This window comes from Candidatus Protochlamydia sp. R18, assembly GCF_000648255.1.
GTDB classification, from domain to species: Bacteria; Chlamydiota; Chlamydiia; order Chlamydiales; family Parachlamydiaceae; genus Protochlamydia; species Protochlamydia amoebophila.
Genome location: NZ_BASL01000613.1, coordinates 1 through 14,269 on the forward strand (window position 1 = coordinate 1; position 14,269 = coordinate 14,269).

Here is a 14,269-nt window from a genome sequence, read left to right on the forward strand (position 1 = left end):
ATTTCTCCTTTCTCATTGATCATGAGATGCAATTTAAACCCGAAAAACCACCCTGAAGTTGTTTTCCCTCTCTTTGCTAAACCTTTAAAGACCTTGTTTCTTTTTATGCGTTTATTGTGGCAAACATCTATCGATGTAGAATCAATAAAAGCAATTCCTGTGATTTCTCCTCTTTTGTCCAAAAGATAAGCAAATAGAGGAACAAAAAGGTTCTTCTTTAAATAAACAAAGCGGCTATAACTAATTAAGTTTGGAAATTCTTTAACTAAGTATTTGGTAACATACCCATAAAAGTGCTTAAATGTTCGATAATTTGATTGATGAAATAAAATGACAATTGTCATCATCTCTGGTATCGATCATTCAGGTTGAGGTCCTCGCTTTGTTTTGCCATGATCAATTAACTGTTTATTCCATTTCTGCTCAAAAGACTTCCAAAAATCATCCACACTACAATATAATTTGATTAAATCCATTTTGACCTCTCATGCATATTAAACATTAGTTTGGGGAAACAAATGTTTTAAATGATACAAAGGTCTTTTGTCATTTAAATTTTATTCTTCTTATTTATTATCAAAGAGATAAATTCAAAATTCAGGTTATTAATAAAGTTGATGTGGTAGGGGAAACACCTAATTCGGAATTTTTTATGGAATTTTGCTACTCAGGAGAAAAATTTGTTGATCCATTTAGCTGTGATAATACAGAAACGTATGTTCGTAGATGGTTAATAGGAAGTAAAGAATTTCGTTTAATTCAAGATAATGAAAATATTTCCTATGAGTTACTGGATCGTATTAATAAATCTATTATTCAATAAAAAAATCTACTTATTCCACAACTTGAAACTATTCAAGATAAAATTAAATGTCTTTTAAGCTGAGAATTAATAATTAATGACGATCATACGCCTTCTTTTATACTACCTCCTACCTACGAAATTTGCCATCAATGGGAAATTGAAAATAACGAAATTACTTTGTTAAAGAAAAATAATGATTTAATTTGGCAGCTATTTAATAAAAATACTAAAACAATTGCTCAAGTTCCATTTAATGAATAAACTTTTAAAACTTTTTATTGTGAATCCACAACTAAAAGTAAAATCGAAATAGCGCTTAAAAATTATCCCTTGGAACATAAAATTGACTTTATCAAAAAACATCTTGCATTAGTTCCTATCACCCATTCAATCGCTCGTATTCAATTTTTATGTTTTAAGATATTTAGTCAGTGCTATGTAAAAAGTTGTTGCCCTAAATATCAATTTCAATTTGCAGCAAAAGAGGAATTAAGTATTTTAGGTTCTGGTAGAGAATTTGTTATTAACACTTCCGATAAATGGATGTTTAATGGTCCCAGTTGCGTGTTTAGTCAGATTATCATTAAAACTAAAGAATTAGACCATCCTATCCATCCCTTTTATATAGGAATTGAGCCAATAAGTAAAAAAAGCCGAATAGATGATCGTGTATCCGTGAGTCAACTGATATGGGCTGTAACTTTAGTCGCCCATACAGGTTGTGATGGTAATCATGCAGAAATTCGTATTGAAGGAATCAATGATGGATTTGACAATAGCCAATTTTCAACTAGTAAAAACCCTATTTCTTTGGAACAAGGTCAATATTTTATGTACGTATCTCATTATCGACCATCAATTGAAAGTGATGTAATTTTTCCAGGAAACGAGGAAGCTGAATATGAAGAAAGGTCTGCCATTTATTTAGTCCCTAGTGAAAAAATAAAAAAAATGCTTATAGAAATTAAAAAAGAAAAAGAGACTCCTCTTAAAGAAAAAAATCCTTTTTCGTTTTTTGGAAGTGATTCGATAGTTGGTCGAGGATGCCATAATTGCACGACTTGGGCTAGAGAAAAGCTTAAAATGTTAAATATTAATCTCGATGATCAAGTAAATTATTTAAAATTAATGTCAAACCAATATAAACAAATTTTAATTACAAAAGCTAAAGATTATACAGAAAAAGATGAGGTACATTTAAATTGCCCTCCACCTTTACAAAGACTATAAACTAGTTTACTTTAAAAATAATTAAAAATAAAATAAATAATTTTTAATTATTTAATATTTAAACTTAAATAAATGAGGATTAAATGAAATTTAATTTAAATAATGTAACACACTTAACTGAATTATTTTCTATTGTAAAAAATGCTAAAGAAAATATTTCTTTTTGGGGATATCGTTATATCTATATCGTGGGCTATGAAAATACATTACCAATTGATGCTTTGGCATCAAAACTCATAGAGTTAGTTAGAGTGGATTTTGATTTTAGTGAGGACGAACGATTAATTGGCAAATCTATAACTCCTATTATTGAGAATCTTTATGAACAAAATAAAAAAAGGATTAATGATAAAAATTGGTTTACTCAAATTATTTGCAAAATAAGAGATCTTTGGAAATTTAATAAAGAAGGTGGATACGGAATCAAATTTGAATGGGATAATTATTTTTGGAAAGATACTTTTGATTATTATACAGAATATCAATACAAAAAAATATTTAACAAAGATCCTATTCGATGCACAGATTGGCATGATGCTTATACAGGTCCAAATAGATGGCTTGCACCAGCTTGAAAATTTGTCAGGTAATAAGAAGAATCAAAAATAAATGATAACCTATATAGTTAGAATTTCAAACATCAATAAATAGAACGTATTCAAAATTATAAAAAAGAAATTCTTATCGCTAAACTTGTTTATTAAATAAAATTAGGTAGCCCTAAATAGATAGAGATATAAGTTTTTATTTTATGAATGCTTTATTTTTTTATTTTAAAAATATGGGAGCATTTGATGAACATTTTCTGCTTTAATCGCCATTCACATCCCATGCGTGAAAATGGTTCCATTCAAATCGTAAAACAAAAATAGGAATGCCTTGCATTTCGAAAGCAGTCATTTGAGAACCTTCAAAATAAAAACGGTTTCATGGAGCAAACTTTTCAGTTATTGCCAAAAAACTTAAATGCATCAGTCATTGTTGAAAATGAAAAGTTCGGAGTGCTTATCCTTAAAGGAGTTGAAATGTGGAGTTTTGTGGGAAGTTCGAAAAATGTCAGTAGCTATGGCTTTTCATGCATTCAACAACACGCCAAATCTTAGCATGTTATGCAAGAAAAAGGCCAAAAGCTTCAGGAAAGACTTTGATGGCAAAACTGCCTACAAAATAAGAAAAAAGCCCACTTTTTCACAGATACAGTCGCAGCTTAGGATGAAATGATCCCATAGCAGCAGCACAGTCCTGTTGGCAAAGAAACAAGAAGACGAGTGACACGGAAAAATTTGAGTATCCAATCAGACAGCGATGCGCAAGACTCATTCGAAAAATAGGATCTTTTTCAAAGAAAATAGAAAACGATATTGATTGATCAAGGTGTTTTTATCTGTAACGACAATAGCAATTTGAAATCACTACCTACCTATTTAGGACTACCTTCTATTTGAGAAGAAGCATATAAATTGAGCTACTGAGTTTAAGAAAATTCAGTGGGAGCTAGAGGAATTTTTTTCCGTTTGAATGTAGGTTTGAATATAAATTTGTTATCATCAATCAAATTTTTTTGGAGAAAAAGTTGCCTGGTAAATCCTTTCTTTTAAATGATCAAAAGAAACTTCTTCACCAAAAGTATATTGGTAAATGTCTTGACGTATTTGATTATAGCGTGCTTGGTCAAAACAAAGTTCTTTCTCTAAAATTTGATAAAACTGGGTATAGTTATGAGGTTGAATTTCAAATCCACAGCGGTATAGAAATAAATTTCTATCTTTTTGAACGTCTCGTTTTCGCTGATTTAAGAAAAACATCGGGCGGTTGAAGGTGAGAAAATCATAGCCAATTGACGACATATCTCCTAAATAAATATCAGATCGCGCGAGTAAGGGATAAATCACTGGAAAATCTTGAACAAAAATAATATTTCCTTTTTTTTCATATTTTCCAATCATTTGATAAAGAGCGGGGCCATCCGTTTCCTCTAAAGCAGGATGAATTTTAACCAACAAATTGTAATCCTCAGGAAGATTTTCAAAGATAGCCTGTGCATGCATAAAGGATGTCGTATGATCTTGGTCGTGACAAGTTGGAGCATACAAGATTGTGGTTTGCTTTTTTTTAAATCTCCCCCAAACCACTTCTTCAGCTATGGAATCAAAATGAGATTGAAACATTTTGTAATACAAATAGCGATAATTTCCTGTCCTAGGAGCAACATTAAGATGATTTAGAATTTTGAAATCTTTGAACAAATCCAACATGTTTTGTCCGTATATTAATACAATATCTTCCCATACACTCTTTTCTAGCCAAAAGATTTTATCCGAAAAACCATGAGGACAATGGACATTTCTTACCTCTTTTTGAAAAGCTTTTTCAAGTCCTTGAAATTTAGCATAGAAATCGTGGCGGTGCCAAGGTTCCGACTGAAAGAAGACATCAAAATTTTCAATTAAATAACGAGGTGTAACATCTTCCCAATCATGTAGGAGGATTTTTAATTGAGGATAGAGTTTTTGAGAGTTGATCGCGTGTTTTTCATCCGTTAAGAGTAATGGCATCTCCATTGCTACACAAAGAGGGGCTAAGTGTTCAGTCAAATGAACATACGAATTAGGATTTAAGCCGACACAGGCTTTTTGCTTCATATTTCTACTCTTAAATTAATAATGAGCTACCTTTTAAAGCTTTGTGGATAAATTCAGCCCTTTTATGAGGTATTTCTTCAGGGGTCAATTTTTGTTTTTGGTGGCAGATTAAATGAGCTCGTCTGATACTAAACAACAAATCATTTAATGTCTTTTGATCGATACCTTTCAACCAGTTCAAATCAAGACCCAATTTAAGTAAACTAATGGCTTTCATTGCCTCAATAGATTCAATTTGGTAAGAATGTAAAAGAATCGCATACGCACGACTAATTTTATCTTTGAGATCAGAAATTTCTTGGTCATGCTCTTGTTTCAAAATATTTCGAACACTTTTTTCTTCCAGGACTAATTTAGTCGCCAAAGTCCTTAATGAAGAAATAATATTTTCTTCTGTCATTCCAAGAGTATAATTATTATGAAAAGCCACAATATCGCCTATGATTTCATGGGGATTTCCTTGTAAACCTGTTTGCTCAATTCCCTCATCTTTATCTTTTTGCAAAACGTCATTCAAACGGTTTGTATAAATCAATCCGGGTAGATGCAAAAAAATAGTCACAATGAGGCCTGTTCCACATCTGGTAGGATCTGCGGTTAAAAAACCAAATTTTGAGGAAAAAGCAAAATTTACTAAATTATTTAAATTTGTTTCGATTTTAACTAATCGCTCCCAAGCTCCTTCTAGTTCTTCTTTAGTATCTACCCAATGCAGCATCAAATGATCGCGTAAATTGAAGCCGGCTAAAAATTCTCCCGAGGCATCTAATACAAATGCTTCACCCGTATTCGCTTGATGAAAGCTTTCTGGTGTTAGAAAATGTTCTACCAACAATTCTTTTTCAATCGGTTGCATATCTTCAGCTTTAAAAAGCTGTGATTTTTTTAATAAATCATTTTTTAAAAGGTCTTTGTATAAAAGAGAAACGATCTGTTTCCGTTTATCTGTCTCCAGCTTACTTGGGAATTTGAATTTTTCTAAATTTCTTAAAAGCGTCAAAGTTGTTCCTAGCCAAATATCATTTCCATTAACACTCCAAGGGTTTTGGTCAGATAATAAAGAATAAGGGTTATTTTGATTCGCCACGCTCTTCCCCTTCTTTTTCTGGTTTTAAATCTTCTTTATGCTCTGTTAAGGCACGAATTTGATCTCTCAACAAAGCCGCTTGTTCATAATCTTCTCGTTGAAGAGTTTCTTTAAGAGCTTCATCAAGGGCTAATAAGCGAGAAGAAGGCTTAATGACTAGAGTTTCTCCAGGAGCTCGACCGATATGAATAGGTGATGATTTTTTAATCGAAACAAGGCGAGAAGTAAGTCGATTAGCGGCTTGAATTTCAGCTAATAGAATATTACCAAATACATTGTAGCATTCTGGACAACCTAACTGATGTCCTCTTTTAACTTCTTCTAAAGTAGTTCCGCAATTTCCACATTCTAGAGCAGCCCCCAAGCCTACTTGACTTTGAATATATTCTTTTGGGCTTGTTCCATGCAGTCTTCGTTCCAACTCTGGACAACTTGCACACATACTAGTATGAGTCATATTCTCACCCACAATTTCTGTGTAGCGAACAGCAATTGGTTTTTTACATTCTCCACATTCAAGTGGTCTATCGGAAAAGTTTTTGTCTGGATTTTTATCGACCATCGAAATAAAACCTCTGAAATTAAACGTTATTAACCAACCAAATGATTTTTATTAAGAATTGAGCATTAAAGAGTTCCAGCTTATTAAAAATTCAGTCTCATCAACCCTAACATCGTTATCATTAAAGTCATACCAAATCACACTTTAATGTAAAATTTTTTTCAAATAGCAATGTAAATTTTTTGCAAGAAGGATAAAAGGAGCCTTTGCAAAAGTTTTTAAAAAAGAGGTTTTCGAAAGATTAAACGATTTAAAATTGTGGACTGATTTGTTTCAATATGTAAGAAATTAAATATTAAAAAATAAAGAAAAAGCTTTTTGAAAAAGCACCTTATTAAAAGTAATCGCAAGAAAAGAGCTTATTAGAATAAGTCTGCCTAAAAGACATATGAGTCTTGATGGACTCGAACCATCGACCCCCTCATTAAAAGTGAGGTGCTCTAACCAACTGAGCTAAAGACTCTTGATGACCCCAAGGGGATTCGAACCCCTGTTATCGGAATGAAAATCCGGTGTCCTAGACCTGGCTAGACGATGGGGCCAGGTAAAAAACTTAAATCGTATTTAGAATAAATAGGATCCAAACTATTCTTCAATTTTTGATTGAAGAGGCTTTATCCTAAAATAAAGCCTCATTTTTTTACAAGCATTAAATTGTGGAAATTTCTTTTTCTTTTTTTTCCGCGATTTCATCAGCTTCTTTACAAAACTTATCCGTTAACTCTTGAATATTTTTTTCGAGTTTTTTTAAAATATCTTCTGCAATGATTCCTTCCGATTTTTGTTTTCTTGCTAATTCATTGGCATCGCGTCTGATATTTCGAATACTGACTTTTGTCTTTTCTTTTTCTTCATGGCAAATTTTTGCCATTTTTTTTCGAATTTCTTCTGTCATAGGAGGAATTTTTATACGAACAGAATGCGCATCAACAATAGGCATTAAACCTAAATTTGCTTTTTCAATACCTTTGCCAATCGATCCCGCATTTTGAGGATCAAAGGGAGTGATTAATAGTTGACGTGCTTCGGGAGCAGAAATCGAAGCAACATCTTTTAGACGCATAGGGCTTCCATAGACTTCTATCATCACATGCTCAACCATTCCCGGATTGGCACGACCCGTACGAATATTTTTCAAATCATTCTTTAAATGTTCGATTGCCGTTATCATTTTGGTTTTAGTTTGATCAACTATGCTCATATTAACTCCTATTATCTATCTAGCTTGTTAGCTTCATGACCAATTTCTCCATCATCAACTAAAGTTCCATGGCTATAATCTGTTAAAACATGGTCTAATCTATTTTCAAATAGACGCTTCATGTTAAACACAAAGATAGGAATTTGATGATTTCTACATAAAGCAATAGCAGTAGCATCCATGACTTGTAATTTTTCTGCAAGCACTTGAGAATAAGAAATTCGATCATATTTGACAGCTTGGGTATTTTTTAAAGGATCCTGATTATAAATCCCATCCACCTTAGTCGCTTTAAGCAATAAATTTGCTTGTATTTCACTTGCTCTTAAAGCTGCAGCTGTATCTGTTGTAAAATAGGGGTTACCTGTTCCTCCGACGAAAATGACAACCACCCCCTCTTCTAAATATTGCAAAGCTTTACTCCATTGATAAGACTCTGCTACTTTTGGACAGTCTAAGGCACTCATCACGCACGTTTTGACTTCTAAACTTATTAAAGCTTGTTGCAGAGCGATCCCATTTAAAAGCGTTGCAAGCATTCCCATATGGTCTGCAGGAACACGAGGCATTCCATTTGCTTTAAGGTTTATTCCTCTGAAAATATTTCCTCCTCCAATCACAATTCCTAATTGAATTCCCAATTGTTGAATTTGTTGAATAGATTTAGTAATTTGAAGGCAAGCTTGTTGCTGGATACCAAAGCCTTGGTTACCAATCAACGTTTCTCCCGATAATTTGAGTAAAATGCGCTTGGGAAAGATGCTCATAAAATCCTTAGAAAAGGTAAAAATAATTTAAAATCCTTAAAAAGCTCTAGCTAAACTTTCCATTTGTAGATCCATATTGCGTTTAACTTCTTATAAAGCTCTTTTTTTTCAATGACAACTTTTTTGAAAGTTAAAATTTTAAGGAGGCATTAATTGCCTCTTTATTGACAAAAATCGCATGCATTGAAATAAATTTTGGAAACAATTTTTTCACAAGCACTTCTTATGATGAAACTATTAAGAAATTAAAAGATGTGCTTATGTTAAACCCGAAATCAAATAGACAAGATCTTTTTAAAGCTTATTTAGACATTGTTCAAATTGAGCAAGCCAAAATGTCTTTTCGTTAAAATCAGTCAAAAACCATTATTTACTACATAAAAAAAGCCTATGAGTTAACTCATCAAAATGGCCCTTATCTTGTCGAATTAATGAAAATTTATTTAGCAGACAAGTTTTTCAAATAAGCAGCTTCTCTATTCATTGATATTAATCCCTAACCTGGGGAATATCAATTTAGTTTAAAAAAGAAGCGTATGAGACTCTGGCAAAAGGAATAAATCCTTTTAATAGACCACTAGCGCTTACATATATAGAAAAAGCATTTAAACTAGACCTGTTTAATAAGTCATATAAAAAGCGAGTTATCAGCTAATCTTTAAGTAAATAAAACATTTACCGATGTGATTAGTTTAGAAGATTTAGAAGAAAAAATAAGTAGTACTTCTTTTATTTAACTTCCTAAATTTTTGATTTATATCATTTTGAAAAATGCCATCTCAAACACTATATTGATTGTTTTCAGTATTCTAAAGATCTGTGAAGAAAGGGAGTCGTTAGGGCCTTAAATCCGCTATTCTCCTAAGAATATCTATTGATGCCATGCGTTCTTTTTCTTCTTCTAAAGAAAGATTATCGAAAAAATGAACCAAATATCCATATTTTTTTTCATTACTAATATATTGATCGACATTTTTTTCACGTGCCTTCCTAGAAAAAATGACAAACTCATAATCCTCTGATCCATCAATATAGCTTAGTTGATCAATATATTTAGACTGAATCAGATAGGTGCAATGAACAACAGGAACTTTGAAAACACCAATCTTTTCATATGATACAATTTTTAAATAGTCGGGATGATAACTGTAATATCCCGTTTCATCAATTGCACAAAAAAAATTACTATAATAATTATTAGTTTCTAAAGATCGTAACAAGGGCGCAATAATAGGCTTATCTTGTTTGATAAGATCTGTTAAAGTATCAGCTGTAATAAAATTATCACAATCGACAACAAAATAATAATCTGACTTTAAAAGCTTGGCATGTTCCAAACTGTCATTTCTAATTTTTGCCAAAATTTTAAATCTTTCTGAAGTCCACTCATGAGGGCGATTTGTTAAAACTGTGTTCAAATCTTGTTTAACAAAGATGACATCCTTATATAAATTTCCTTTTTCTTTAATCCAAGCTTCCAAAATTTCCTGAGTCTTATCAACATTGTTGTTAGTATGAATATAAATTGAGATACATTTCTTATCATAATCTAAATGTTCAATACAATTTAAGAACGCAGGAAGTGTGTGTTCTTTATTACGAGCTAATAAGGCTAAAAGCACTGTTTGTTGATCACTGGGATGCAAATCTACAGCCATTAGCTGGCCCATAAAAATATATAAAAATAAAAAAAGATGTACTCTTCGAAGAAATGAATAAAACATAGGGGCTATTGGTGAAGGATTGTTTAAAAAAACTATAAATCTAATACAATTGAAAAATAAGCCTAATCATTTCCATCACTCATGGATCGATCACACCAATTCCAAGTCCAATAATGATTTTTACTAACAACTATCGAATCTTGACGATAAACAGATCTTGTCAATGATGAGTGAGAAGGCATAACCAAGCAAGTAGATTGATCATGAACAGGATTAAATAATGTGTAAAGATAATCAAACGGAACAATGATTTCAGCTCTTCCTTGCACTCTTGTATGCCAAACAGAATCATGAGTCGCTGCCATTGATAATTCGATAAAATCTCCAAGTGTTGCTAATATTCTGGCTTTTCCACCAATAGTGTGATGCTTTTGATCATGGAAAAAAACATCCTGGTCATGAGACCGTCTATAATAATAGGGTCCAGCAGCAACATAAAGTCCAATACCCTGACAACAAGAAGGTTTGACAAGCCAGGTACCAATTTCAGTGTCTAAGCCAGACCAAACATATCCACGCTCCCGCAATGTTGCAAAATAACTACCAGAATAGTCAAAAAGACAACATTGATCCCATCTGTTTTTATTGACAGGAAGATAGCCATTGACCCTAAATTCAACACAATCTCCTAAAAGTTCAACCCCTAATCCTAATTGATTTAAATCCCAGCCATTAAAACGTCGATAGTCGTAATAACCATTCAACCCAACCATCCATCCGTTATACGAAAAATGGCGCAGTCCAATTCCTACGCTTCCTCCCCACTTACCATGATCAAAAAGAAATACTTTTCCATCTAAAAAAATCTGAAATGGGCGACAGGAAGAAAAAAAGGGAAAGATCATCCCACCAAATGTCCCATAGCTTTTTTGGCAACCCAAACTTTTACCAAATGTATAACTCAAATCTAAGACTACCAAATTTTTTGTATCATTCCGATTTTCTTTAAAAGGATAGGCTTCCTTTTCGATATTATTAGGAAAATTTTCTAATGATATTTCTGAGTATGAAGAAGCGGAATTTTCTTGATGATCTGAAATAAAAACACTTTCTTCAAGCTCTGAATCTAAAGTTGAATGACCTTCACTAAAATCAGCCACAACTAAATAAGGAAACAGTATTAACAAAATTAAATAGGAATATTTCATTTAAAAACCTCTGGTTTTATTGCTTGAGATAATGATATTGTTGGTAATCTGATCTCCGTGTTCCTTTATTCAATATCACATAAAAAATAATTGGATCTTACTTATTCTTATGAACTACGTCAATCGATTATGCAAACTTAGAGAAAAACTATCTTCTTTGCCTTGCGATGTACTCTTAATTGAACATCCCACCCACATTCTCTATTTAACAGGATTGGAATTATCTGCCGGGAAAATTCTAGTTAGCGAAAATCAAACATGTTTGATTGTGGATGGACGATATTTTGAAATTTGCAACCAACAAACTCTTTATCCTGTCATTCTTCTTCACGAATCTTCTCTCACAAATTGGTTAAAAGAATACCAATTAAAAAATTTGGGGATAGATCCAGAGACAACAACTTTTGGAAGATACTCTTTTTTATCTAGCTCTCTTTCTTCATGCGCTATCATCCCTATTCCTTCTCCCTTACAAGAGATGCGTTTGATTAAAGATCAACAAGAGATTATTTATTTAAAAGAATCGGCAAAACTAGCTTTAGAAGGGTATCATTATTTAAAAACTTTACTCCAAGTAGGAGTAACAGAGGCAGAATTAGCCTTTGAATTGGAATTTTTCTGGAAAAAAAAGGGGGCGAAACAATTAGCCTTTGATCCAATTATTGCTTTTGGCTTTAATAGCTCAAAGCCTCATTATCGAGCTGATAAAGAAATTTTACAGGCTAACATGCCTGTGTTAATCGATATTGGAGTTGTCGTTCATCATTATCACTCGGATATGACTCGAGTTGATTTTTTTGGGAATGTTTCTGAACAAATTCAGTCTATTTATTCTATTGTTGAGGAAGCAAAGCATCAAGCAATGCATTTATGCAAACCAGGCACTTTGATAGGAGAACTCGACAATACTGCGCGCTCTTTCATTGAATCCAAAGGATATGGCGATTATTTTACCCACAGTCTTGGACATGGAGTTGGTTTAGATATCCACGAATCTCCTACCATTCGACGCTCAGGTCCATTTAGTGATTATCCCTTACAAGCAGGAATGGTCATCACGATTGAACCGGGAATTTATCTTAAAGGAGTTGGAGGCGTACGATTAGAAGATACTCTTTTGATTACAGAAACGGGTTACGAGATTCTGACTCAATAGTCATTACAAAATATATTCATTATCTATAAAAAAATTAGAAAATAATGGATTACTTCATTAAGTTAACCCAATCTTAACTAACTAACAGCAAATTATTTACTTTTTCTTAATTAAAATAGTTGTTACAATTTTATTAAATAAAAAAATTTCCTGGCTTAAACATGTTTAGTTTCCGACAAAAAATTTTTATTAGCTATGTATTTGTCTTTTGTATCTTCATTATTCCTTTGTTTCCTTTAGTTTCTCATTGGGTTCATCGAATTATCATCAAAGGGATGGAAAATCGTGCTTCGGAAATTATAGCTCATATTCAAGATGCCCCTAATAAAGAGACTTTAATCAAACGCTTAAAAGATCAAAAGAGTAATATTTTCTTTCGCATGGGAATTATCAGTGAAGAAAGTAAAGTATTATACGATTCTCACGTTAAACGTATCCTAGGGCCTAAATTTCATCAGAATTATGTCCTAGATCATCCTGAAGTTCGTGAAGCATTTGATTGCGGATTAGGTTTTCACGAAGCATATTCTAAAATTCTTCAGCAAAAATTTACTTATTTTGCTAAATCGTTTGGTTATCAGAATAAAACATACGTTTTGAGAACCGCCTTTCCTCAGCAATATGTCGATGAAATGACTCGAGATTTTGAAATTGGTTTCTTGGTATTTGCAACTGCGATTTTACTTTTATTTAGCGTGATCACATGGATTGCCATGAACCATTTAACAAAACCTATTCAAAAAATCATCCAATCAGCTAGATCTTACCAAATGGGAGGCCAACAAAGCTTTTCAGAGATAGATACAAGTAATTTAAATCCTAAAGATGATTTTACAAAATTAGCTCTTACTCTCAATAGCCTATCAGCAAAAATTAGAAATCATATTCATATTTTAACGCAAGAGCGAGATGAGAAAGAAGCCATCTTAGAATCACTTGTGGAAGGAGTAATTGCCGTTGACCGTACAATGTGTATCGCTTATGCAAATCACATGGCAATCAAATTTATTGGATTAAATCAACTTGATTTAATAGGTCAAAAATTTTCTTCTCTAAACCAAGAAAAATACTTAACACTATTAAGACAATGTCAGGAAGAAGAAAAACCTTTAATAGACACTCTAGAAATAAATATTGAGGGGAAAAAACTTTATCTTGATATTGTTGCGGCTCCCAAAAGGAATAACAGTGGAGCCATACTTGTTCTACAAGATAAAACAGCGCACTATAAAATATTCGAAATGCGAAGAGATTTTATTGCTAACGCTTCCCATGAATTAAAAACACCTATTACTATTATCCGTGGATTTGCTGAAGCACTTTACGATAATCCGGGGCTACCTCAAGATATTCAAAATGAAATTACCACTAAAATTGTCCGTAACTGTAAGCGCATGACGGCTCTTATTAAAGATTTGTTAACCTTAGCAGATATTGAGAACATTCCCTCTTCTCGCTTAAGCTTATGTGATCTTTTTGATTTAACAACTCGTTGTCAATCTATGCTTCATGAAATATTTCCTGATGCCGAAGTGAATATCGAAACGTCAAGCGATGACATTAAATTAATAGTAGATGAAGATTTATTCGAATTAGCGATCATGAACTTGATTGAAAATGCTGCGAAATACTCTTCGAGGCCGGCGCATATTTTTGTCAAATTAAACGATTTATCCGATCATATTGTGATTGAAGTTGCTGATCAAGGTATCGGCATTCCGCTTGCCGATCAAGAGCATATTTTTGATCGTTTTTACACGGTAGATAAAGCTCACTCTCAAAAAATGGGAGGATCAGGGCTTGGGCTTTCTATCGTTAAAACAATTATTGAAAAACACTTTGGTACAATTACCTTAAAATCTGAACTAGGTAAAGGATCGACTTTTACGATTACCCTTCCTAAATCAATTCGTCCAGAAGTGGAATTCTAAAGATTTTATTTACCGA

Annotated in this window: 13 protein-coding genes, 2 tRNA genes and 1 pseudogene; 6 read left to right on the forward strand and 10 right to left on the reverse strand. The window is 32.6% G+C overall.

Going from position 1 to position 14,269, the window contains the following annotated elements; all coding sequences use genetic code 11:
- A pseudogene (locus tag TY19_RS01805) lies at positions 1–476 on the reverse strand (IS982-like element ISPasp2 family transposase); the annotation flags it as partial.
- 176 nt (positions 477–652) lie between these two features.
- On the opposite strand from TY19_RS01805, the gene TY19_RS16105 reads away from it, so the two are divergent.
- The 4 genes from TY19_RS16105 (at position 653) to TY19_RS16110 (ending at position 3,138) form a co-directional block, all read left to right on the forward strand.
- Positions 653–823, forward strand: a complete 171-nt coding sequence (locus TY19_RS16105) for a hypothetical protein (RefSeq protein ID WP_158383103.1) — start codon at positions 653–655, stop codon at positions 821–823.
- Positions 824–1,135: 312 nt separating this feature from the next.
- On the forward strand, positions 1,136–2,035 hold the full coding sequence (locus TY19_RS01810) for a hypothetical protein (protein WP_042279560.1): 900 nt from the start codon (positions 1,136–1,138) through the stop codon (positions 2,033–2,035).
- A gap of 83 nt (positions 2,036–2,118) precedes the next feature.
- The gene (locus tag TY19_RS01815; RefSeq protein ID WP_042279562.1) at positions 2,119–2,610 is read left to right on the forward strand and encodes a hypothetical protein; all 492 of its coding nucleotides are present in this window, start codon (positions 2,119–2,121) and stop codon (positions 2,608–2,610) included.
- A gap of 354 nt (positions 2,611–2,964) precedes the next feature.
- On the forward strand, positions 2,965–3,138 hold the full coding sequence (locus tag TY19_RS16110) for a hypothetical protein (RefSeq protein ID WP_158383105.1): 174 nt from the start codon (positions 2,965–2,967) through the stop codon (positions 3,136–3,138).
- Between the two features lie 444 nt (positions 3,139–3,582).
- Here TY19_RS16110 and TY19_RS01820 read toward each other — a convergent pair whose 3' ends face one another.
- The 9 genes from TY19_RS01820 to TY19_RS11490 form a co-directional block, all read right to left on the reverse strand.
- On the reverse strand, positions 3,583–4,677 hold the full coding sequence (locus TY19_RS01820) for a CDP-glycerol glycerophosphotransferase family protein (protein WP_042279564.1): 1,095 nt from the start codon (positions 4,675–4,677) through the stop codon (positions 3,583–3,585).
- A 10-nt stretch (positions 4,678–4,687) separates the two neighbouring features.
- Positions 4,688–5,764 (reverse strand): protein arginine kinase, encoded by a 1,077-nt coding sequence (locus TY19_RS01825; RefSeq protein ID WP_042279566.1) that lies wholly within the window; start codon positions 5,762–5,764, stop codon positions 4,688–4,690.
- Positions 5,748–6,326 carry a UvrB/UvrC motif-containing protein gene (locus TY19_RS01830; protein WP_042279568.1) on the reverse strand — a complete coding sequence of 193 codons (579 nt, stop codon included), beginning with the start codon at positions 6,324–6,326 and terminating at the stop codon, positions 5,748–5,750. Before TY19_RS01830 ends, TY19_RS01825 begins: the two co-directional genes overlap by 17 nt.
- A gap of 389 nt (positions 6,327–6,715) precedes the next feature.
- Positions 6,716–6,789, reverse strand: a tRNA-Lys gene (locus TY19_RS01835).
- Positions 6,790–6,793: 4 nt separating this feature from the next.
- Positions 6,794–6,868, reverse strand: a tRNA-Glu gene (locus TY19_RS01840).
- A gap of 107 nt (positions 6,869–6,975) precedes the next feature.
- On the reverse strand, positions 6,976–7,527 hold the full coding sequence (frr, locus tag TY19_RS01845) for a ribosome recycling factor (RefSeq protein ID WP_042279570.1): 552 nt from the start codon (positions 7,525–7,527) through the stop codon (positions 6,976–6,978).
- A gap of 11 nt (positions 7,528–7,538) precedes the next feature.
- A complete protein-coding gene (pyrH, locus tag TY19_RS01850; RefSeq protein ID WP_039360562.1) occupies positions 7,539–8,294 on the reverse strand; it encodes a UMP kinase in 756 nt (251 codons plus the stop codon).
- A gap of 836 nt (positions 8,295–9,130) precedes the next feature.
- A complete protein-coding gene (locus TY19_RS01860) occupies positions 9,131–9,952 on the reverse strand; it encodes a glycosyltransferase family 2 protein (RefSeq protein ID WP_158383107.1) in 822 nt (273 codons plus the stop codon).
- A 128-nt stretch (positions 9,953–10,080) separates the two neighbouring features.
- Positions 10,081–11,166 (reverse strand): inverse autotransporter beta domain-containing protein, encoded by a 1,086-nt coding sequence (locus tag TY19_RS11490; RefSeq protein WP_052354724.1) that lies wholly within the window; start codon positions 11,164–11,166, stop codon positions 10,081–10,083.
- Positions 11,167–11,275: 109 nt separating this feature from the next.
- Here TY19_RS11490 and TY19_RS01870 point away from each other — a divergent pair, with 109 nt between their 5' ends.
- The gene (locus tag TY19_RS01870; RefSeq protein ID WP_042279575.1) at positions 11,276–12,322 is read left to right on the forward strand and encodes a M24 family metallopeptidase; all 1,047 of its coding nucleotides are present in this window, start codon (positions 11,276–11,278) and stop codon (positions 12,320–12,322) included.
- A gap of 161 nt (positions 12,323–12,483) precedes the next feature.
- Complete coding sequence (locus TY19_RS01875) at positions 12,484–14,253, forward strand: sensor histidine kinase (RefSeq protein ID WP_042279576.1); 1,770 nt, start codon at positions 12,484–12,486, stop codon at positions 14,251–14,253.
- Positions 14,254–14,269 lie beyond the last annotated feature (16 nt).

Excerpts from the sequence above, each read along its gene's own strand:
- TY19_RS16105 (WP_158383103.1), top strand. The coding sequence starts at position 653 with ATGGAATTTTGCTACTCAGGAGAAAAATTTGTTGATCCATTTAGCTGT.
- TY19_RS01815 (WP_042279562.1), top strand. The coding sequence starts at position 2,119 with ATGAAATTTAATTTAAATAATGTAACACACTTAACTGAATTATTTTCT.
- TY19_RS16110 (WP_158383105.1), top strand. The coding sequence starts at position 2,965 with ATGGAGCAAACTTTTCAGTTATTGCCAAAAAACTTAAATGCATCAGTC.
- TY19_RS01820 (WP_042279564.1), bottom strand. The coding sequence starts at position 4,677 with ATGAAGCAAAAAGCCTGTGTCGGCTTAAATCCTAATTCGTATGTTCAT.
- TY19_RS01830 (WP_042279568.1), bottom strand. The coding sequence starts at position 6,326 with ATGGTCGATAAAAATCCAGACAAAAACTTTTCCGATAGACCACTTGAA.
- frr (WP_042279570.1), bottom strand. The coding sequence starts at position 7,527 with ATGAGCATAGTTGATCAAACTAAAACCAAAATGATAACGGCAATCGAA.
- pyrH (WP_039360562.1), bottom strand. The coding sequence starts at position 8,294 with ATGAGCATCTTTCCCAAGCGCATTTTACTCAAATTATCGGGAGAAACG.
- TY19_RS01860 (WP_158383107.1), bottom strand. The coding sequence starts at position 9,952 with ATGGCTGTAGATTTGCATCCCAGTGATCAACAAACAGTGCTTTTAGCC.
- TY19_RS11490 (WP_052354724.1), bottom strand. The coding sequence starts at position 11,166 with ATGAAATATTCCTATTTAATTTTGTTAATACTGTTTCCTTATTTAGTT.
- TY19_RS01870 (WP_042279575.1), top strand. The coding sequence starts at position 11,276 with ATGAACTACGTCAATCGATTATGCAAACTTAGAGAAAAACTATCTTCT.
- TY19_RS01875 (WP_042279576.1), top strand. The coding sequence starts at position 12,484 with ATGTTTAGTTTCCGACAAAAAATTTTTATTAGCTATGTATTTGTCTTT.